Annotated in this window: 13 protein-coding genes; 4 read left to right on the forward strand and 9 right to left on the reverse strand. The window is 36.6% G+C overall.

The window, feature by feature from the left end; all coding sequences use genetic code 11:
- Positions 1-214 precede the first annotated feature (214 nt).
- The 5 genes from DW114_RS05110 to DW114_RS05130 form a co-directional block, all read right to left on the reverse strand.
- Positions 215-1,786: a ClC family H(+)/Cl(-) exchange transporter gene (locus tag DW114_RS05110; protein WP_117452714.1), complete on the reverse strand. Its 1,572-nt coding sequence runs from the start codon at positions 1,784-1,786 to the stop codon at positions 215-217.
- A 105-nt stretch (positions 1,787-1,891) separates the two neighbouring features.
- Entirely contained in the window at positions 1,892-6,232 is a 4,341-nt protein-coding gene (locus tag DW114_RS05115) for a PolC-type DNA polymerase III (protein WP_117452715.1), read from the reverse strand.
- Positions 6,233-6,374: 142 nt separating this feature from the next.
- Entirely contained in the window at positions 6,375-7,187 is an 813-nt protein-coding gene (locus tag DW114_RS05120) for a DUF368 domain-containing protein (protein WP_117452716.1), read from the reverse strand.
- 164 nt (positions 7,188-7,351) lie between these two features.
- Positions 7,352-8,311, reverse strand: coding sequence for a sodium:calcium antiporter (locus DW114_RS05125; RefSeq protein WP_117452717.1), 960 nt, complete (start codon positions 8,309-8,311; stop codon positions 7,352-7,354).
- A gap of 15 nt (positions 8,312-8,326) precedes the next feature.
- Entirely contained in the window at positions 8,327-9,505 is a 1,179-nt protein-coding gene (locus DW114_RS05130) for a MalY/PatB family protein (protein ID WP_117452718.1), read from the reverse strand.
- 174 nt (positions 9,506-9,679) lie between these two features.
- Here DW114_RS05130 and DW114_RS05135 point away from each other — a divergent pair, with 174 nt between their 5' ends.
- Positions 9,680-11,455: an EAL domain-containing protein gene (locus DW114_RS05135; RefSeq protein WP_117452719.1), complete on the forward strand. Its 1,776-nt coding sequence runs from the start codon at positions 9,680-9,682 to the stop codon at positions 11,453-11,455.
- 46 nt (positions 11,456-11,501) lie between these two features.
- Here the strand turns inward: DW114_RS05135 and DW114_RS05140 are convergent, their stop codons facing one another.
- The 3 genes from DW114_RS05140 to recG form a co-directional block, all read right to left on the reverse strand.
- A complete protein-coding gene (locus DW114_RS05140; protein ID WP_117452720.1) occupies positions 11,502-12,824 on the reverse strand; it encodes a 6-phospho-beta-glucosidase in 1,323 nt (440 codons plus the stop codon).
- Between the two features lie 214 nt (positions 12,825-13,038).
- Positions 13,039-13,722: a ribonuclease III gene (rnc, locus tag DW114_RS05145; RefSeq protein ID WP_117452721.1), complete on the reverse strand. Its 684-nt coding sequence runs from the start codon at positions 13,720-13,722 to the stop codon at positions 13,039-13,041.
- Positions 13,723-13,756: 34 nt separating this feature from the next.
- Positions 13,757-15,766 (reverse strand): ATP-dependent DNA helicase RecG, encoded by a 2,010-nt coding sequence (gene recG, locus DW114_RS05150; protein ID WP_117452722.1) that lies wholly within the window; start codon positions 15,764-15,766, stop codon positions 13,757-13,759.
- A 543-nt stretch (positions 15,767-16,309) separates the two neighbouring features.
- On the opposite strand from recG, the gene DW114_RS05155 reads away from it, so the two are divergent.
- Entirely contained in the window at positions 16,310-17,080 is a 771-nt protein-coding gene (locus tag DW114_RS05155; protein WP_117452723.1) for a C39 family peptidase, read from the forward strand.
- A gap of 50 nt (positions 17,081-17,130) precedes the next feature.
- Here DW114_RS05155 and rbr read toward each other — a convergent pair whose 3' ends face one another.
- Positions 17,131-17,667, reverse strand: coding sequence for a rubrerythrin (rbr, locus tag DW114_RS05160; protein ID WP_117452724.1), 537 nt, complete (start codon positions 17,665-17,667; stop codon positions 17,131-17,133).
- A gap of 327 nt (positions 17,668-17,994) precedes the next feature.
- On the opposite strand from rbr, the gene DW114_RS05165 reads away from it, so the two are divergent.
- Positions 17,995-20,088, forward strand: coding sequence for a glutamine synthetase III (locus tag DW114_RS05165; protein WP_117452725.1), 2,094 nt, complete (start codon positions 17,995-17,997; stop codon positions 20,086-20,088).
- 174 nt (positions 20,089-20,262) lie between these two features.
- The gene (locus DW114_RS05170) at positions 20,263-21,936 is read left to right on the forward strand and encodes a Na/Pi cotransporter family protein (protein WP_117452726.1); all 1,674 of its coding nucleotides are present in this window, start codon (positions 20,263-20,265) and stop codon (positions 21,934-21,936) included.
- The last annotated feature ends 19 nt before the right edge of the window (positions 21,937-21,955 follow it).

A 21,955-nucleotide genomic window follows, 5' to 3' on the forward strand; every position in this document is an offset into this window, starting at 1 on the left:
TACTAACTGCCACTATTATACCTCTTTTACCTATCTTTGTACATGGAAAAAGTGAAATTTTTGATTTCACATATTTCATCAAAATACCCTACATTAATCTGTTTTCGCCCTAAAAAAGCGAAGATTCCACATTCTTCGCCTTTTCATTTTATGATATCATCTTATTTCCCAGTTTTTACCTATATAAAAAGCGAAGACATTTGACATCTTCGTTTTAATCCCAATTATGGGTACAGCATTTTTCTAATTCATGTTGGATATATGGTGCATCTTCATCATTTAATAACGCAATTAATGTATCACCAGTATGCAAAATCGTATTACCTCGCGGTATGATTTCTTTTCCTTGACGATCAATGCTGATAATCAAACACTTGCTTGGCCATTTGATATCCTTGATTGCCTGATCACACACAGGAGAACCAAGCTCCACAACTACCTGTACAATATGTTTTTCCCCACCAAATGCAGAAAGATCCACACCGTTTTTCACAAGCAGATTATGCAGTAAACTTTCATAAATCGGTTCACAGTTTAATAAAGAAGCACACAGATAAGCCACCAAAGAAACTAGTGCCAATGGTAATAAATGTGTTAATGTTCCTGACATTTCCGCAATCAGTATGATACCTGTAATCGGTGCACGAACAATCGCCGCAAAGGTGCCTGCCATTGCCATAATAATAAAATTGGATAAATACATATCTGGAAAATCAAACATCTGAATCGCGATACTGCCAAAAATTGCGCCGACAAAGCTTCCAAGAACCAGTAATGGGAAGAAAATACCACCAGGTGCTCCAGAACCAAAGCTGATTAATGAAAATGCAAATTTACATACCAGCAGCATCAGCAATGTCTGAATTACAAAAGTATGATTATTGCTTAGCATTTCGATCATGCGATGTCCACTGCCTAATACATCTGGTAAAACAAGTGCCAGTACCCCTGCGACAAGTAATGGCACAATGACACCATAAGCTGAAAAACGACTGTTTGAAAATAACTGCTGCACCTTCATGGTTGATTTATTATAAAGCACACCACCAATTCCACATAAGATGCCTAGTAATAAGATCATTCCATAATATTGAAGTGGCAGGGTTTCTTCTACCACGAAATGGAAAGCTGGAGATAAACCAAATACATTACGCGAAATAAAATCCCCTGTAACGGATGCACACATCACAGAAATCAAAACGGATACATTAAAGTTTTTATGAATTTCTTCTAAAGCAAACATAACTCCCGCAAGTGGTGCATTGAATGCCGCAGATAAGCCGGCTGCCGCCCCACATGTTAAAAGCAGGCGTTCTTCCATTTTCACTTTATGAAATATTTTAGATATACCCTTTCCTGCCATGGCACCTAATTGAATACTTGGACCTTCTCGGCCTAAAGAAAGACCACCAAATGCACATAAAACACCACCTGTGATTTTTGCCAATAATACTTTATACCACTTTTGATCGATGAAAGACATCATTTCTCCTTCCACCTGTGGAATTCCACTGCCACTGATGAGTGGTTCGTATTTTAATAGTCTGGATACGATTACACCTATTATAATCAATACCACAAACCAGCCTAAGATATAAATCGCATGCTGTTGCAGTGTATTTGATACAAAACTGACAAATTCTTCTGCATAACCCAATATGATACGATAAATTACCGCAATGACCCCAGCAACAAGACCTGTCGCTAATCCCTCCAGTATCAACATATATTTAAAATTACTGGCGGAATCAATCACATGAATCGTTGAACCTTTTTTTGCTTTCATAATATCCCTCTTTCATTTGCAGTAAAATTATAGCACAGCTATACATAATCTCAAATCTTCAAAAAAATACCATTCTCTGATTTATTCAGAAAATGGTATGTTTGCTTAGAATAAAGACATTTGGTTTTCATCCTGCAGGCCATCTAATACACCCATGGCTTCCAGCTTTTTAATTAGCGTTCCACTTAAAGATGTACGACGTTGTAAATCCTCTTTGGATAAGAAAGGTCCACTTTTTCTAGCTTCTATTACGGTATCCGCAACACTTTCTCCAAGACCATCAATACTGGTAAATGGTGGAATAATGCGGTTTGGTTCATCAGGATCCACAATAAATTCTTTTGATGATGATTTCATCAGGTTGATATTTTCAAAATAATAACCACGTAATACCATTTCCAAGGCTAGTTCTAAGGTATTGTAGGTATCTTTATCTTTCTTTGTGACCTGATTTTTGTAATCGTTGTTTTTCATCATTTCATTGATCTGTGACATACGCTGGCGAATAGCATTTTCCCCTTTGATCATCGTTTCAATATCATAAGCATCACAACGAATGGAAAAGAACATGCAATAGTAGTATAGAGGCTGATGTACCTTAAACCACGCAATACGAATCGCCATCATAACATAGGCAACGGCATGGGCTTTTGGGAACATATATTTGATCTTCTTACAAGATTCGATATACCAGTCTTCTACCCCATTGGCTTTCATCTCTGGTATCCATTCATCCTTTAAGCCTTTTCCTTTACGTACAGATTCCATGATGGTAAAGGCAAGTTTTGGACGAAGGCCTTTATGAAGCAGATATACCATGATGTCGTCACGACATCCGATAACACTTTTTAAAGTACAAATGCCTTCATCAATCAGGTCCTTGGCATTTCCTAACCATACATCTGTACCATGACTCAATCCAGAAATCTTTAATAATTCATCAAAGGTCGTTGGTCTAGTTAGTTCTAGTATGCCACGTACAAATGGTGTACCAAACTCTGGCAGACCAGCAGCACCTGTCACTTCATCATAACGGGATGTATCAATATGCAAGGCATCCACACTGGAGAATAAACTCATGGTTGCTGGATCATTCATTGGAATTGTACGAACATCGATGCCACTCATTCGCTCTAGCATTTTCATTGCTGTAGGATCAACATGTCCTAAAATATCAAATTTCAGGATATTATCATGAATCTGATGGAAATCGAAGTGGGTGGTTTTCCATTCTGCATAAGGGTTGTTGGCAGGAAATTGTACCGGCGTAAAATCATGTACATCCATATCTAGTGGTACCACGACAATACCGCCAGGATGCTGTCCGGTTGTACGTTTGACCCCTTCACAGCCTTTTGCTAAACGTAAGACCTGGGCATTTCGCATGCTGCCTTCAATACCCATTTCTTCTTCATAACCTTTGACATAACCAAAGGCTGTCTGTGTCGCAACAGTACCAATGGTTCCTGCACGATATACATGGCTTTCACCGAAAACTTCTTTGGTATAGGCGTGAGCGTTAGGCTGATAATCACCGGAGAAGTTCAAGTCGATATCGGGAACTTTATCTCCCTCGAATCCAAGGAAGGTTTCAAATGGGATATCATGACCATCCCCACGGATGATTTCTCCACAATTTGGACATTCAATATCTGGTAAGTCATATCCATTTAATACACTGCCATCTGTAAAGAAATTTACATAATGACATTTTGGACATACATAGTGAGGAGATAATGGATTAACCTCTGTGATTTCCGACATGGTCGCAACAAAACTGGAACCAACGGAGCCTCGACTTCCTACCAGATATCCATCATTTAATGATTTTTTTACTAGCAGATGGGAGATATAGTAGACTACGTAATATCCTGCGCCAATGATACTGTCTAATTCTCTTACTAGTCGTTTTTCAACGATTTCTGGTAATACCGGACCATATTTTTTATGTGCATTTTCAAAACAGATTTCTCTTAGTTTTTGATCAGAGCCTTCGATATCCGGTGGATACAAAGCATCTTTAACTGGGCGTATAATCGCAATCTGATCCGCAATTGCACGCGTATTTTTTACCACGAATTCATAAGCGCGCTGTCTTCCCAGCCATTCAAATTCATCCAGCATTTCTTTTGTGGTACGAAGATGCTGATCCGGGCTTTTAAAACGACGGCGTTTTTCCTGATCATATAGATACAATGGATGACGTCCACCACCAATCGCCTGTGAATTGATATAGATATCCCGTGTCATCTTTTCCTGAGGATCTACATAGTGGGCATCACTGGTTGCGACGATTGGTTTTCCTAGTTTATCTGCCATATCCACGATTGCCTGTACGACTTCCTTTAATCGTTCTTCACTCTCAATAGAGTTTTGATCAATTAGGAAGCGATAGTTAGCAAGTGGCTGTAATTCGATATAATCATAGAACTGCATCACACGCTCTAAATCATCTTCACTACCGGTTCTCGCCATATCAAACACTTCACCATTGACACAACTAGAACCAATCAACAAGTTACCATTCACTCTGCGTTTTTCAATTTCCTTACGTATGATTCTAGGCTCTGCGACAACATTCGCCGTACTTTTATGGTTATAGCTTAAATATTCTGTATGGGATAAGGTAATCAACTCAAACAGCTCTTTTAACCCTGCCATATTTTTAACCAATATCGTCACATGTTTATCTCTTACTTTATTAAAGCACTGTTCATCCTGCATATCCTGTAAATCTTTTAAGGTAGCGATGTGTTTTAATTCATTCATCATATGCATGAAAACCTGTGCTAGAACATTGGCATCATAATCTGCGCGGTGCGCTCCACCGCCTTCTTCATATGGAATACCATACTGTCGGGCTAAATTACCCAATCGATATGCTTTACGATCTAACATACTACGTGCCAAATCCAGCGTATCCACAACCGGATTCATAAGCGGCTTGCGTCCAATTCGTTTTAATGATTCATTCAAGAAGCCATAGTCGAATGTCGCATTATGTGCAACCAAGATACGATCGCCGATAAAATCTAAAATCTCATCTACACACTCTTCAAATGGTTTGGCATTTCGTACATTATCTTCTGTGATACTGGTTAGTTCTGTTGTAAATGCACTTAACTGTACAGGTGGTTTGATAAACAGCTGTAAAGACTTGATACATTCACGGTTCTTTACAATCTGTCCACCAAATTCTATGATATGATCAAATCTAGGTGATAACCCTGTGGTTTCCAAGTCGAATACACAATATTCTCCTTCCTCTAGTTTGGTATCATCTGCATTACGAACGATTCGCAGAATTGGATCGACCATATTCATTTCTACACCATATAAAATCTTCATTGGATGTTCTGGATCTCGTTTTTTATTGATGCCATCCACACACGTTTGTGCGGTAGGAAATGCCTGTACTACACGATGATCAGTCAAAGCTATGGCATCCATTCCCCATTCATCTGCAGTTTTGATATATTCTGTAATATCACATACCCCATCCATTTCGGATAGTTTGGTATGCACGTGTAACTCTACACGTTTTTCTTCTTCCTCATCACAGCGTTTTACTTCAGCGATTTTATCAATCACATGTGGCATAAAAACAAGTTCACGAGAATATGTATCGTATTCTACATTACCATATGCAATGACGCAATCTCCTACTTTGATTTCTCCTAATACTTCTTTGGTAACTGCCCCACGCTCAAAACGTTTCATAATAATTGCATCGTCATCATCCGCAATCCAAAGCGTCTGTATGTCTTTTCCATTACGAAGCGTTCGTGTTTCTGTTTCAAAGATCTTTCCTCTGATTTTTACACCATGGCATTCTTCATTGATATCATGAATCGTAAAAGGCACATAACTGTCTAATCCTTTTTTGCCTTTTGGTTTAAAGTTATAATTTTTCTTTTCTTCAAATGTTTGTACCGGTTTTGGATGATCATCTTTTACCTTGATGGTAGGAATGCTTTGATTCAAAACCATTTCTTCTACATGTATCTCTAATTGTAGACCAACACTTTCCAAAAACTCCTGAACCAGATGTTTATTTTGAATTGCGATATCACGTTGCGCTTCATCAGCGATATGATAAATCAAATATGTTTTTTCAAGAGATGGCAGACTATCTGAAAAAATACGAAGGCCTGGATGGCGTTCTACATAATTACGGATATAATCCGCAATATTTACTAAGTCACTGGTTTTATCTTCTGCACTGATCATTACTTCTACCTGACATCTTGTTATTTTGGCAAGACGCATACAAAAAACATTCCATACATCAAACGGCAGTACAGAAGGCAAAGAAAGTTCCATATGAATACGATGTGTTTGTTTATAATACACCGGTTTCATCACAAAAGAACCTTTTTCAAAATATTGTAAATCAGGATTGTCCTGTTCCATTTTTCTTACTAAATCCACAAGTTTTAGTTCCATAAGATTCCTCATTTCCACTCACAATATGATACCATTTTTCAAGGATAAAAAAAAGGATAAAACTAAGTTTTTTCATATCCTTCTCTCATCATTTATACATGCAGGAAATTAATTACACAGTGGTGAAAAAAAGAAGGAACGCTTAACATTCCTCCTTATCGAATTTTAAAATCATCATGATGATACAAAAGCCTGCCAATAACGCAAATGCACAAATCCAAAGTTCTTGTATGGATGGAAAGCCTGGAAGTATCTCAAATACAGAGCCTGCCACAAATCCTAAAATCACCAGATACGTACTTTGTGTATAACGATTCATCAAAGTTTCCAACAGCTTCGTTGTGGATATAATTCCCAAGATCACACCAATCCCTAAAGGAATCAGATATGGAAGATATAACCTAGATATCGCCTGCATGGTGGTATCATACATCCCAAGCAGCAATAACATATAAGAAACACTGATACCTGGTAATACAAGTGCTATTGCACTGATAAAACCTGCCACAAGCAGCAAACATATATGCAGAATATCATTTTGTGAAGATGTAACATCCATCCCCGGCAGCATTCCTAATAACACGACGACAACAATGCCAATGATAAAATATATAATATAAGTAAACTGGAATGTTTTCAGCTGGGCTTTTTTCACCATTAAGGGAATCCCACCTGCGACAATACCAATAAAGAAATACAGCATAGGTTTTTCCCAGCGATTGATTGCGGCAAGAATCGGTCTTGCGAATGCTACCATACCAATGATTGCGCCTATGGAAAAGATAAGCAAAAATAATAAGCTGGCTTTTTTCTGTTTACGAAAACTGCTTACTGCATGAATCAAACGATCATATACGCCTAAAATCATCGCCATACTTCCACCACTGACACCTGGCACCAGCATGGTGCTTCCTACAAACAAACCTTTGATCCCTATCATGAAACGATCTTTCATATCATCACTCCACTTCTACTTTATGAAAAAGATGTCTGCATTATACAGGAAGTTGCTGGCAATCACAATAACCTTTCTAAATCGTTAACAATAACTTTACAATCAAATTTTTTAAAATTAAAAAAAAACAGGATTTTGATATCCTGATTTTCGATTATAAATAATTACATACTCAAAGCAATACTGGTAACATAAGATACCAGAATCAATATACCGCAAACTCTTGTAATGGCTGGTTTCTTTTTGAAATAGATCAATCCTAATGTACAAACCATAGAGAAGATGCCAAAACATAACAAATTCATAACCTGTGATTCATTCACATAGATGCCGCCTTTGACATACAATACATCCGCAAAGCATAGAATGATGAAGTTAAATAGATTACTACCAACAATATTTCCAAAAGATGCGTTAAAGTTTCCGATACGTACTAAATTCACGGAAGCACTCAATTCTGGAAGACTTGTTGCTACACCTAAGAAAATAGCACCGGCTACGGTTGCACCTAAATTTAATTCAGTCGCAATTTTATCTGTTACCTGGGTTAACAGGATACTTACGATTACAAGTCCAACACTGAACAGTAGAAAACGAATCATAATCTGTTTCACAGTAAGGGCAATGTACACTTCATCATCTTCTTGTGCGCCTGAAGTATCTTCCCCCATGGTTTTCACATTAAAGATATAAACTAGTAAAATCGCAATTGACATCAGATTCACCTTAAAGAAGCCAGCACCGATTTCTATTGGTTTTAAAATCGCAAACAAAACCAGTAAATACATCACGATACCAAAAATCAATGTGTTTTTATGTGAGTTGGCAATACTTGCGTCTTTATAACGTTTGGCTGTAAATAACACCAATCCACCGATAACACACAAATTGAAAATATTGCTGCCAAGAACATTTCCTTGAACTAAGTCAGGCTGATCTAATGCCAAAACAGCAGTTAAGGAAGTAAATAATTCTGGCAATGAAGTCACAGCTGCCAGCATGACGCCACCAATAAATGCTCCTGATAAATTTGTCTTTTTATCAAGACAATCTACATAGTACGATAAACGTACCGACAAATAAACAACCAATACAGCTAAAATTAAATATTCAAAATAAATCATTTTTCTAATCCTTTCTTATTTATGTAATGCATCGCACAAGCGTTTTACACATGTTTCTACGATACTTCTTGGACAGGCTAAGTTAATTCTTTCAAAGCCTTTTCCTGCTTCACCAAACAGATACCCTTCATCCAGAATCAAACCTTCTTTCAACATGGTTTCTTCCAGTTGTTTTTCATCTTCACAATAAGCACGCACATCTACCCATAACAAATAGGTTCCCTGTCTTGGGGATATAATTGCTTCTGGTAAATATTGTTGGATACATGCTCTTGCAAATGCATCGTTTTCATCTACATAAGCATTGACATCCGCTAACCACTGTTCACTATCTTCTTTGGTATACGCTGCAATGGTAGCCGCAATCGCAAAGCTGTTAGGACCGTTTAATGATAAGCGCTCCATTACATAAGATGTCCATTTTTTCTGCCATTTTTCATTACAGATGATAATATTGCTGTTTTGCAGACCAGCTAAATTAAAGCTTTTTGATGGTGCTGTACAAACCACAATACGATCCTTTGCTTCTGGGGCAAGCTTCAATAATGGCTGATGTTCATAATCTTTTTGTACAAGATCACAATGAATTTCATCGCTGATGATCCATTTATCATATTTTTTCGCAAGTGTTACAATTTTTAACAGTTCTTCCTTTGTCCAGATACGTCCTACTGGATTATGTGGGGAACACAAGATCATTCCTTTCACATCATTTCGTGCCATTTTTGCCTCTAAATCATCAAAATCAATACGATACATGCCATGTTCGTTGATTAATGGATTCTCCACAACCACACGTTTTGTCGCCTCAATCTTTTTACGGAATGGATAATACACTGGTGTAGAGATGATAACACCATCCCCTTCTTCACTCATGATTTCCAAAAGATAGGCAATTGCTGGCACAACGCCGCCTGCATAAAAAATTGTATCAGGATCTATTTCCCAATCAAATCGTTTTGAAAACCATCCACATACCGCCTGACGATATGCTGGTGTAAATCCTGTGTTGTAGCCATAAATCTGCTCGTCAACTTTTTCCTTTAGTGCCTGCTGTATTGCTTCTGCACATGGAAAATCCATATCCGCTACCCAAAGAGGCAGAATATCCTTATCGCATGCAGGAAATGCCTTATCCCATTTCACACATCCTGTATTTTTTCGATTAATCAATTCATCAAAATGATATTTCATACAACACCCTCCTACTCAGCTTAGTTATTATAATACATATGAAAGGAAAATGACAATAAAACTTATAAAAAAGACAGATAAACCATTAAAAGAAAACTTTTTTAAAAACCTTTGTGATATAATTGTGATAAGGGTTTCATTACGTACGATTGAATATCAATCAGGGAGGCATCTATGAAAAAATATAATATCATTGTCCCTGTGCTGACTTGGCTGGTAGCCATTTTGATTTTAATCTTTTCGCTGTTCCAGCTACAGGGTGATGCAAGAACAATAAACTATACTGGTTTTGTTCGTGGAGGTACACAGCGTTTAATAAAAAAAGAATTAGAAGGCCATCCAGATGATGAATTACTGAATCGCATGGATATCGTTCTTTACGAATTAGAAACAGGAAAAGGACCCGATAATTTAAAGAAAAATACTGATCCTTATTTTCAAGAGCATCTGGAAAAGATGCGTAAACAATGGGATGAAATTGTAGAAAACATTTATGAAGTACGGGAAGGAAAAAATAATGATTTGTATGCATTAAGTGAGGATTTTTTTAACTATGCAAATGAAACAGTTGATTTGGCTGAGCGCTTATCTTCTCAAAAGCTTTTGTTGTCGGTGTTCATTCTTGTGGCATATCTGATTATTTCCACCACACTGATCATTTATTTCAGTAAAAAGCGACAGGAAACATATAAAAACCTGTATTATATTGACACTTTAACCGGCATCTACAATCTTGTGGCTTTTAAAGAAAAGCTGATTGTTTTACTGACCCGGGAACTACATTCTTATGCCATCATTTATTTTGATATTGATAATCTGAAATATATTAATGATACATATGGTTATCAATTTGGTGATGAAGTGCTGCAAATCATTGCACAGACACTAGAACAGAATTATTCACTTGCTGCCCATGTGAATGCCGATAACTTCATTCTTGCATGTGAGCCAGGAGATCAGGTTGATCAATTAAGGGCAACCCTGCATAAGAGTATTGAAAATCAGCTTGGAAAAGCAATCGCTGATTGTTTAACCTATTCCGTTGGTATCTATGTGACAAATCCAAGTACTACTTTACAAATCAACAGCATCATTGATAAAGCCAATATTGCTCATAAACAATGCCGTGATATTGGAAAATCTGCCACAGCCTACTATGATCATGACTTAGTCGCAAAACTGGATAGAGAAAATCAGATGCAAAAAGAAATGGATGATGCGATAAAAAACGAAGAATTTAAGGTTTATCTTCAGCCAAAGTTTTATATTCATGATACGACCTTGATGGGTGCTGAAGCACTTGTTCGCTGGCAATCAAAATCTTTAGGTTTTATGCCACCAGACTGCTTTATTCCATTCTTTGAGAAAAACGGACGTATTTTACATTTGGATTTTTATATGCTGAAACATGTCTGTATGTTATTAAAAGATTTATTAAAAGATGATCAGGCTTTTCCAATCGCAGTAAATTTCTCCAGAGTGACCATGAATAATGAACACTTCTATGATGCATTTCATCATATCGTAGACAATTATCAGATTCCTTATCAATATATCGAAATAGAAGTTATAGAAAGTGCCTTCAATGAGATAAGTGAACGTGTCACTGTCATGCTTCAAACATTACGAAAAGAAGGCTTTAAAATCACCATGGATGATTTTGGCTCCGGCTATTCCAGTTTAAATCATTTAAGTTCTTTACCATTAGATGTAATAAAAATTGACAGGGATTTCTTGAATACCGACAAAAAGCTAGATCAGATACGCAATATTATTTTATGTGTTGTGGAATTATCCCATATCATGAATTTAAAAGTTGTTTGTGAAGGTGTAGAAACCCCTGAACATGTGCAATTATTGAAAGAGGTCCATTGTGATTATGCTCAAGGCTATTTCTTTGAAAAGCCTATTCCCGTCGATGCTTTTGTGGAAAAATATTGTAAAAAATAAGAAAAAAATCCCAGAGGACAGCTTGTGTTCCCTGGGATTTTATTTGTTATTTAAAGAACTGTGGTAAATATTCTTTGTGTGCTTCTAATAATTCATCCACTACAACATTGGCAAGTGTATCACTTGGGCATAATGGATTCATATTCAATGCAGTAACTGCCAAATCACGATTTCCTGTCACAGCTGCTTCACATACCAGACGTTCAAATGTTTTAATTGTCTGAATGGTACCATTGATCTGTGGTTTTAATTCCCCAGTTGCGATTGGTTTAGGGCCATCTGCAGTTATGTAACAAGCTACTTCAACAGCACTGTCTTCTGGCAGATTGGTAATTGTACCATTGTTTCTAACATCTACATACTGAATATCACCTTTATTAGCATAGATAGACGCAATCAGATTACAAGCAGCATCGCTGTATTTTGCGCCTCCACGCTGTTCCAATTGTTTTGGCTTTTCCGCAAGTTCTTCATTCTTATATAATTCAAATAATTCTTCTTCCACTTTACTGACAACTTCTCCACGAACGGTACCTGTCTTAAACTGTTCCAGTTCTTCTTCAAGCTGTTCTTTTGTAAAGAAGTAATAGTTATGATAAGGACAAGGAATCGCATGTAGCCCACGAATAAAGCTTGGAGAATAAGGCAATGATACAAAGTTTTTCATTGCGATCGTATCTTCTGCGTCAATATTCGCATAACGTTCCACAACTTCATCAATCACACTCACACCGTCCACAAATGCATCTGTCGCAAAGATGTGGTGGTTAACACCCTGCAATTCCATTGTAACACGTTCTTCTTCTACACCCATGATTTTTGCGATACCTGCGACCATATTCACAGGAACATTGCATAAACCAATGACTTTCTTGAAATCTGTATAACGAAGTACTGCTTCTGTTACCATACCTGCTGGATTTGTAAAGTTGATCATCCATGCATCAGGGCATAATTCCTGCATATCTTTTACGATATCTAAAATTACTGGAATGGTACGAAATGCTTTAAACATGCCACCTGCACCATTTGTTTCCTGTCCAATCATTCCATGTGATAAAGGAATTCTTTCATCCAATACACGAGCTGGCAAACGACCAATACGCATCTGTGTAGTGACAAAATCTGCATCTTTCAAAGCTTCTCTTCTATCATATGACAAAATCACCTTCATTGGTAATCCTGCTTTTTTTACCATTCGTTGCGCCAATGCACCAACAATTTCTAATTTTTCTCTACCTGCTTCAATATCAACTAACCATAATTCAGAAACTGGCAATTCCTCATAACGTTTGATAAACCCTTCTACAAGTTCAGGAGTATAAGATGAACCTCCACCAATTGTCACGATTTTTACACTTTTTTTCATGTTGTTCCTCCCGTGGTATATACCACCATACACATTCATTATACCGGCTTCTTTTTGAAAAAGCAACCATAATGTTAAGGGTTTCAAAAAACGGTTACATTTTCGTGTGACAAAAAAGGGATGGAGTTTTTACATTCCATCCCATGTGTTATTTCGTTACTTTCTGTTTCTGACACTTTCCATATGTCCATAAAAATAAGCTGGACATACCAGCTTACTTCACCATCTTTTCAAATGCATCTTTTGCGGCCATCTGTTCCGCACGTTTTTTAGAATAACCTTTGCCTTTACCAAGCACGATTTCATCTAATAACACAACGACCTCAAACTCAGGTTTATTACTTGGACCACTGACATTCACGGTCTGATAATGAACTGTCTTTCGAGAATCACTTTGTATGTATTCCTGAAGCTTTGTCTTATAATCAATTACCTTTTCACTCTTTGGCTGGGTAATGGCTGGTGTTAACACCTGATCCAATATAATATCTACAGCGTGCATTCCCTGATCTAAAAAGACTGCGCCAAGTAGTGCTTCAAACATATCCGCTAAAATTGAATCACGTTCTCTGCCACCTGTTTTTTCCTCGCCAACACCAAGCTTTAAATATTTACCTAAGCCAAGCTTACGATTATATTGTGCCAAAGCCTCCTCACAGACAAGCTGTGCACGAAGGGTTGTCATCTGACCTTCACTTAATGGAGGGTTCAGACGAAATAATTTGTTTGTGGACCATAACTGTAATACCGCATCACCCATAAACTCCAATCGTTCATTATCATGTGGATAGCTTTTATGCTCATTCACATAGGAAGAATGAACCAGTGCAGTTTCAATCAACGTTTTGTCGTGATATGCGATATGCATACGATCTAACCAATCAAAAATAGTATCCATATATCATTTTCTCCTTAATGTTTCTATTATACCACTAATCCAGATAAGTTCCACTGGATAATGTATCATTTATATAACTTTTGAGTGATGTATATCTATCTTCCTCCATATGTTTTAACACATAGGCAGCATCATCTCTTGCGACTTCTAAAATATTGGCATCCTGAATCACATCTCCCAAGATAAATCCAGGCACCCCACTTTGTCTAGTTCCTAATATATCTCCAGGACCTCTCAGCTTTAAATCTTCTCTGGCGATTTCAAAACCATCACTTGTTTTTTCACAGATTTTTAATCGTTTCATCGTATCAGGATCACTTGTATTACTCAACAGGTAACAATATCCAGGTTTTTGTCCACGTCCAACCCGACCTCTTAGCTGATGAATCTGACTTAAGCCAAAACGATTGGCATCGTAAATCACCATAATATTGGCATTCTTTACATCGACACCTACTTCTATTACAGTAGTAGAAATCAGAATCTGAATCTTGCCATCCACAAAATCCTGCATCACAGCATCTTTTTCCTGTGTATTCATCTTGCCATGTAGTAAACCAATGGAATACATTCTGCCTATTGTTTTTTTCATGCCATCATAGATATCATTCACATTTTTGATATCATAATCTTCATTTTTTTCTATGGCAGGACATACAACATAGCACTGGTTTCCTTCATCTATTTTTTCCAGCACTTCTTCAAGTATGGGACCCATAGATCTGCTTTTCACAAGTTTTGTGGTAATTGGCATTCTTCCCTTTGGCAGATGTTGAATCGTGGAAACATCCATATCTCCATATAAACTTATCGCTAAAGTTCTGGGAATCGGTGTGGCGCTCATAAACAAAAAGTCTACCTTATCACCTTTTTCTAACATCTTTCTTCGTTGTGATACCCCAAAACGATGCTGCTCATCCGCAACCACCATACCTAAATCATGAAAATCCACATCATCCTGAAATAATGCGTGGGTTCCTACAAGGATATCAGTTTCATTATTTTTTAATCGTTGTAAAACAGCTTTTTTATCCGCTGGTTTTAAGGAAGAATATAATACATCTATCTGTACATCCACATCTTTAAATGTTTCTAACAGATTCTTATAATGTTGTTTTGCTAAGATTTCCGTAGGTGCTAGAAATGCTGCCTGTTTATGCGATAAAACACATGCATAAAGCCCAAATGCCGCAACCAGTGTCTTTCCACATCCAACATCTCCCTGCACCATACGATACATCACTTTTTCACTTGCTAAATCTTCTAATATCTCCTCAATAACTTTCTCCTGATCATCTGTTAAAGAGAACGTTAATGAGTTTTTTAATTCCATGACATCTTCTACATCAAAGTGTTTTTCACATCCCTTGACGACCTCTTTTTCCTGCGATTTAATTGCCTGCATGGCTAATTGAAACTTGAAGAATTCTTCATATTTTAAATGGCGCAGACTTTGTCGCAATGCTTCACTTTTACCTGGATGATGGATAAAGTATAGAGCTTGTTTTTTAGGAATCAATCGATATTTTTCTAGGATATCCTTTGGCAAGAAATCTTCTACCTGATCTTGAAGTACATTCCATGCCTTTTCAATATACTTAATAATATCTTTTTGGGTAATCCCCTCTCTTATATTATAGACTGGAAAAATACCCAGTTGTTCCTTTAATGGTTTAAAATTATAAGTCATGGCTGTAATACGGCTGCCACCTTCATATTTTCCAAAGATACTGATTGTTTTTCCAACTTCAAAAGCTGATACCCATGGCCGATTAAATATTGACACGTCAAACTCTTCTTCTTCAAATACTACTTTAAATCGTGTAATACTTTGTTTTCCACGAAAGCGAATAACTTTCGCATGTGTTATGATCATTGCCTCCATGCTGATTTTCATATCCTTCTGCCAATCTTTTCGTGGTATAAATTCGCTTACCTCATAACGAAAAGGATAATATGTCAATAAATCCTCTGCCTGAAAGATATTCATATTATTTAAAATTTCAATTTTTTTATCTGATATCCGTAATGCTTTCAGTTCCATATCATCCCAACTTTCTTACCTGTCTATTATACCTTAGCTGAAATAGTTTCTCAAATTTTCTTATGAAATCAACCTATGTATAAGAAAGTTCTGACTTATCTTCATACTGGTGTTTCTTACATGTGTAGTCTTACCTCTTTATCTCTTCATTTAGAATGTATAATATCTATCTAATTAACCTATTTATAACATTGTACTTTTTATAAACATTCTTTATAATACCTCTTAAGAAAAGGAGGGATGTGTCTAAGTTTATAAACATATACACAGGTAACTGTGATTTGACCCTAGAAAAAAGGCCATACGGACAGCCAGGTCAAATGCCGAAGATATAGACAATATCTGTCTTATTGTGGTTAGAAGCCAAGTTTTATAAGCAAGTGTGCTTGTGAGATCAGTAAGAGTAGTAAAGGCATTTTATGTTGTATAGACTCAAGACAATATCCTGATAATCATATTTTATGGGAGTAAACTATCAAAATTAAATAATGAAACGATCATAAGCAAGTACCCTTTGCGATTATTTTGTAAAGGAGAGAAAAAATGAAAAAATTATGTTGTTTTTTATGTATTGCAGTATTATTAACGGGTTGTGCCAAAAATGAAAAAAAAGCGAATTATCAAGATGATATGAAAATCGAACATACTGTGGATTTGTCAAAAGAGGATGGTGCTGATAGTGTAGAACGTGATGGTGATCATCAGGATTCTATATATTTTGCACATCCTAATGTATATCATATGAAATCTAATGATACCCTTACAATTTTAGAGCATTTTCCTACGATTCAACAAAGTAGTGAATGGAGTTGTGGTGTAGATGCTGCCCTCATGGTTTTAAAATATTACGACGCATTAGGCGATTATGATGAAAAAAGCCTTGCTGAATTTCGTACAAATAAATTAGAACCAGAAGCAACCTCATTGAAATCAATGATTCAGATTTTTCAAGGTGTTGGCGGTTTTTCTATAAAATCAACTTATGATTATAAGGAAAGTGAATATGATCAAATTTCTTTAGAAATGATTCAGGATTATCTAAAGAAAGGCATTCCAGTGATGGTTGCATGGAATGATTGGGGCGGACACTGGCAGGTCATTATCGGCTATGATACCATGGGCACTGAAACTACACAGGATGATGTCATCATTGTAGCTGATTCATATGATACAACAGATCATAATCAGGATGGCTATGGCATTTATGGAGCTGAACGTTTTTTCTATAATTGGACAATGTATGATTTCTTTGAAAAAAATTATGGACTTCCTGAACGTGATAAGCTATTTATTGCGGTAGAACCTTTAAAATAATAAGGAAAAGCTAAAAAAAACCTATCAATTCTGATAGGTTTTTCAACTTTTTAGTAGTTTTCTTCGCGAACTTCAAAGTAAGCTCTTGGATGATTACATACAGGGCAAACTTCTGGAGCTGTTTTACCACGGTGTAAGTGTCCACAGTTTAAGCATTCCCAAACAGTTTCTTCGCTCTTTTCAAATACTGTACCATCTTCAATGTTGTTTAATAAAGCAACATAGCGTTCTTCATGTGTTTTTTCAATAGCAAGTACGCCTTCCATTGTTTCAGCAATATCATCAAAGCCTTCTTCACGAGCTTCTTTTGCCATACGAGCATACATGTCTGTCCATTCAAAGTTTTCACCAGCTGCAGCATCTTTTAAGTTCGTTACTGTATCAGGCATACCATCATGCAATAATTTAAACCAAAGTTTTGCATGTTCTTTTTCGTTGTTAGCAGTCTGTTCAAAGATATTGGCAATCTGTACATAGCCATCTTTCTTTGCTTTGCTAGCATAGTAGGTATATTTGTTTCTAGCCATGGATTCTCCGGCAAATGCTTCATTCAAATTCTTTTCTGTTTTTGTTCCTTTTAAGTTCATGTTAAATTCCTCCTTATAAAGTATATGAACATTACTTTTTCATATATACATTGTACCTCATAATTTTATAAAAATCATCTCTTTTGCGCATAAATTTTAAAATTTGTAAGCGTTTAATGATTTTTGTAACGAATTTGTGACGAATATATAACATCTAACTCATTATATAATCAGGCAAGTTTTTAACTATCTTGCTATTTTTCTGTTTTTTTATTCAGATTTTTCAAAATATTTTTTAATTTTTATAGATTTTTTTAATTTTTATTTGAGATTTCCTATACTTTTTTTGTGAAATAAGGTAAAATCTTGATAAAGGAGGATTTTAAAATGACAAACAAACACCCTTTTGATGATTTTGGCATCAATTTATTTAGTGAAAACGTAATGAAAGAATGCCTTCCTCATCCTGTTTATCAGAAATGGAAAACAGCAACACGTAAAGAAGATGCATTGGATCGCCCAACAGCGGATGCGATTGCACATGCGATGAAGATATGGGCTATGGAAAAAGGTGCAACACATTTTACGCACTGGTTTCAGCCATTGACCGGATCAACTGCCGAAAAGCATGACAGCTTTATTGAGCCAGGTGATCACAATCAGGCAATATCCCGTTTTAGTGGTAAAAGCCTGATCAAAGGTGAAGGCGATGCTTCCAGCTTTCCAAGTGGAGGACTTCGTGCTACTTTCGAGGCAAGAGGATATACCTATTGGGATTGTACCTCTCCTGCATTTATCCGTGACAATGTTTTATGTATTCCAACGATCTTTGTTTCCTATAATGGAGAAACACTGGATAAGAAAGCTCCTTTATTGAAATCTGCAGAAGCAATCAGTAAACAGGCAACCAGAATCGTTAACTTATTTAAAGATAAAGATATCAAGCATGTCAATGCCATGGTAGGCTTAGAACAGGAATATTTTTTGGTGGATAAAGAAATGTACCTGAAACGTAAAGACTTAGTACATACTGGTAGAACATTATTTGGCTCTATGCCTCCTAAATCAATGGATCTGCGAGGACATTATTTTGGTAGTATTCCTGCCCGTGTACAGGCTTTTATGGAGGAAGTCGATGAAGAATTATGGAAGCTTGGTATTTATGCCAAAACAGAACATAATGAAGTCGCACCATGTCAATTTGAAATCGCACCATTATTTATTGATGCGAATGTCGCAGTTGATCAAAACCTGATCATCATGGACGTATTAAAGAAAAAAGCCGATAAGCATGGACTTGCCTGCCTGCTTCATGAAAAACCTTTCCAGGGAGTGAACGGCAGTGGCAAACACAATAACTGGAGTCTTGTGACTGATGATGGACAAAACCTGTTAGAACCAGGAGATCGCCCACACGAAAACATTCGTTTCCTTTTATTTGTATGTGCAATCATTGAGGCTGTGGATACGTATCCGGAAATGCTTCGTATGGCAGCAAGCAGTTATGGAAATGATTATCGATTAGGTGCAGATGAGGCACCTCCAGCTGTTGTATCGATCTGTATGGGTGAAGATTTGGAAATCGTTTTAGAAAAGATTCGTTTAGGTGAAAATGAAATTGATGATGTTGTAGAACCAAAAGCATATGCGATTGCCAATCTAAGCTATGTGCCAAAAGATACTAGTGATCGTAATCGTACATCTCCATTTGCTTTTACCGGAAATAAATTTGAATTCCGTATGGTTGGCAGCAGCCGCAGCGCTTCCACAACCAATATTATATTGAATTCTATCGTAGCTGATAGTTTATGTAAAATCGCTGATAAATTACAGGGTATCAAATATATTGATGAAGTGCGTAAGAAATCTTTGGATATCTGTCGTGATATCCTGCAGAAACACCACCGCATTCTTTTCTCAGGTGATGGCTATTCTTCTGACTGGCTGGATGAAGCAGAAAAACGTGGCTTGCCAAATATCAAATGTTACTTAGACTCTATTTCTTCTTTATCTTCTGAAAAAGCTGTTGCGATGTTTGATCGTATGAAGGTTTATAATCGTGCTGAGCTGGAAGCACGTGTGGATATCTTGACAGAAGAATATCGTAAGAGTGTAAAAGTAGAAGTTTTAACATTATTAGATATGAGCAAGAAAGAAATCCTTCCTGCCCTGGTACGTGAAATCAAGTTCTATAGTGATGCGCAAAATTCACTGGGCTTTGAAAATAGTTATTATCAGCGCAAGATCAAACATCTGGTATCTTTACTGGATAACTTTGATAAACAGTATCATGATTTAAAACAAAAAATGGAAAATCGCCAGCAATATCCTGATAATATGGCGAAAGCACAATATTTAAATACTGTGGTTGTGCCTGCAATGACTGATTTACGTTCTGTCATTGATCAAATTGAAGATGCTATTTCTTCTGATAATTATCCATATCCAACTTATGATGATATGTTTGTCAGTATGCAATAATATCCTAAGTGACCCTTAAGGTCACTTTTTTACATATCTTTTACATTCCCCTGATTGTAAGCGGTTTTCATCAATACATTGTGAATTATTAACAGAATTTTTACAATAGCTTTACAATTATTTTGTATACTTGAGATGTAATAAAGAATGACTTTTTTCAGGAGGATATAAAGGATGACATTTGAAAACATTTTGGCGTTGCTGGGAGGTTTGGCGCTATTTCTATACGGCATGCATATGATGAGTGATGGGCTGGAAGCTGCTGCCGGAGATCGAATGAAAACGATTTTAGAAAAATTAACAAGCAATCGTTTTTTAGGCATACTGGTAGGCGCATTGATTACTGCGGTCATACAAAGCTCTAGTGCGACGACTGTTATGGTCGTTGGATTTGTAAATTCACAGCTGATGACATTAAATCAGGCTGTATGGATTATCATGGGTGCCAATATTGGTACAACGATCACTGGTCAGTTAATTGCATTAGATGCCAGTAAGATTGCCCCATTGGTCGCAATTATTGGTGTTGTGTTTGTAACATTCTTCAAGAATAAAAAATTAAATGCTATTGGAGAAATCATGGCAGGTCTGGGTATTTTGTTCATTGGTATGGATATGATGAAAAATGCGATGGTGCCACTACAGAGTAGTGAAGCATTTATTTCCGCAATGACAACAATCAAAAATCCATTATTAGCAATTTTACTAGGTGCTGGTTTCACCGCTTTAATTCAAAGTTCTTCAGCATCTGTTGGTATTTTGCAGGCACTTGCATTAAGTGGTCTTGTTGGACTAGATACTTCCATTTATATTATTTTTGGTCAGAATATTGGTACATGTATCACTGCAGTACTTGCATCTCTTGGTGCAAATCGAAATGCAAAACGTACAACCATTATTCACTTGTCCTTTAATATTATTGGTACAGCCATCTTCTTTATCGTAGTACATTTAATACCATTTGTGGGCTGGATGGAAGCCATCACATCCAATCCTGCTGCACAGATTGCCAATGCACATACGATTTTCAATATTGCGACAACCTTGTTGCTGATTCCATTTGGTAATAAACTGGCAAAACTGGCACAGATCATTATGCCAATCAAACCAGAAGAAATCGAAGAAAACAAAGGATACAACATTCCACTTACATTTGTGGATACGGATAACATTGGTACAGTAACAATTGCAGTTTCCTCTTTACGTAAGGAAGCGGTGGCAATGTTACAATTAGCACAACAGAATCTAAGTGATTCTATCAAGGGTATCACAACCAAAGAATGTGATGCTGAAAAAATCAACAAGCGTGAAAAACGTATCGATTATATCAATTATGAAATTACCAATTATATGACGAAAGTTTCTTCTTTACATATGAGTGAAAAAGAAAGTACAACTGTCAATGCCTTATTCAAGTGCTTTGCGGACATTGAACGCATTGGCGATCATGCCATTAACATCTTGCAATATACAAAGCATAATGAATTATCATTAGATGATTCTCACATGGTCACAGAGGAATTAACTACCCTGCACGATCTATTGATGAAAAGCTTCTCCTTATTATTCGCTTATGATTTCGATAGTGATAATGATTGTTACGAAAAGATTGAGCGCATTGAAGATCGCATTGATGAGTTAACTGAAAATTATCGACAGCTTCAAATCAACCGTATGAAAGACAAGAGTGTTGACGCAAAAGATTGTGTCATCTATTCTGAAATCCTTACTGATATTGAACGTGTAAGCGATCATATCATGAATATCATTCAGGAATGCCGCCGCTGCAGTTTTACACTTACAGAGGATGCATTTAACGAAAATATACAGTTGAATCCTGCAATTTAAAACATATCCATAGTGATAT

The organism is Absiella sp. AM09-50, from assembly GCF_003433845.1.
GTDB classification, from domain to species: Bacteria; Bacillota_I; Bacilli_A; order Erysipelotrichales; family Erysipelotrichaceae; genus Hoskinsella; species Hoskinsella hominis.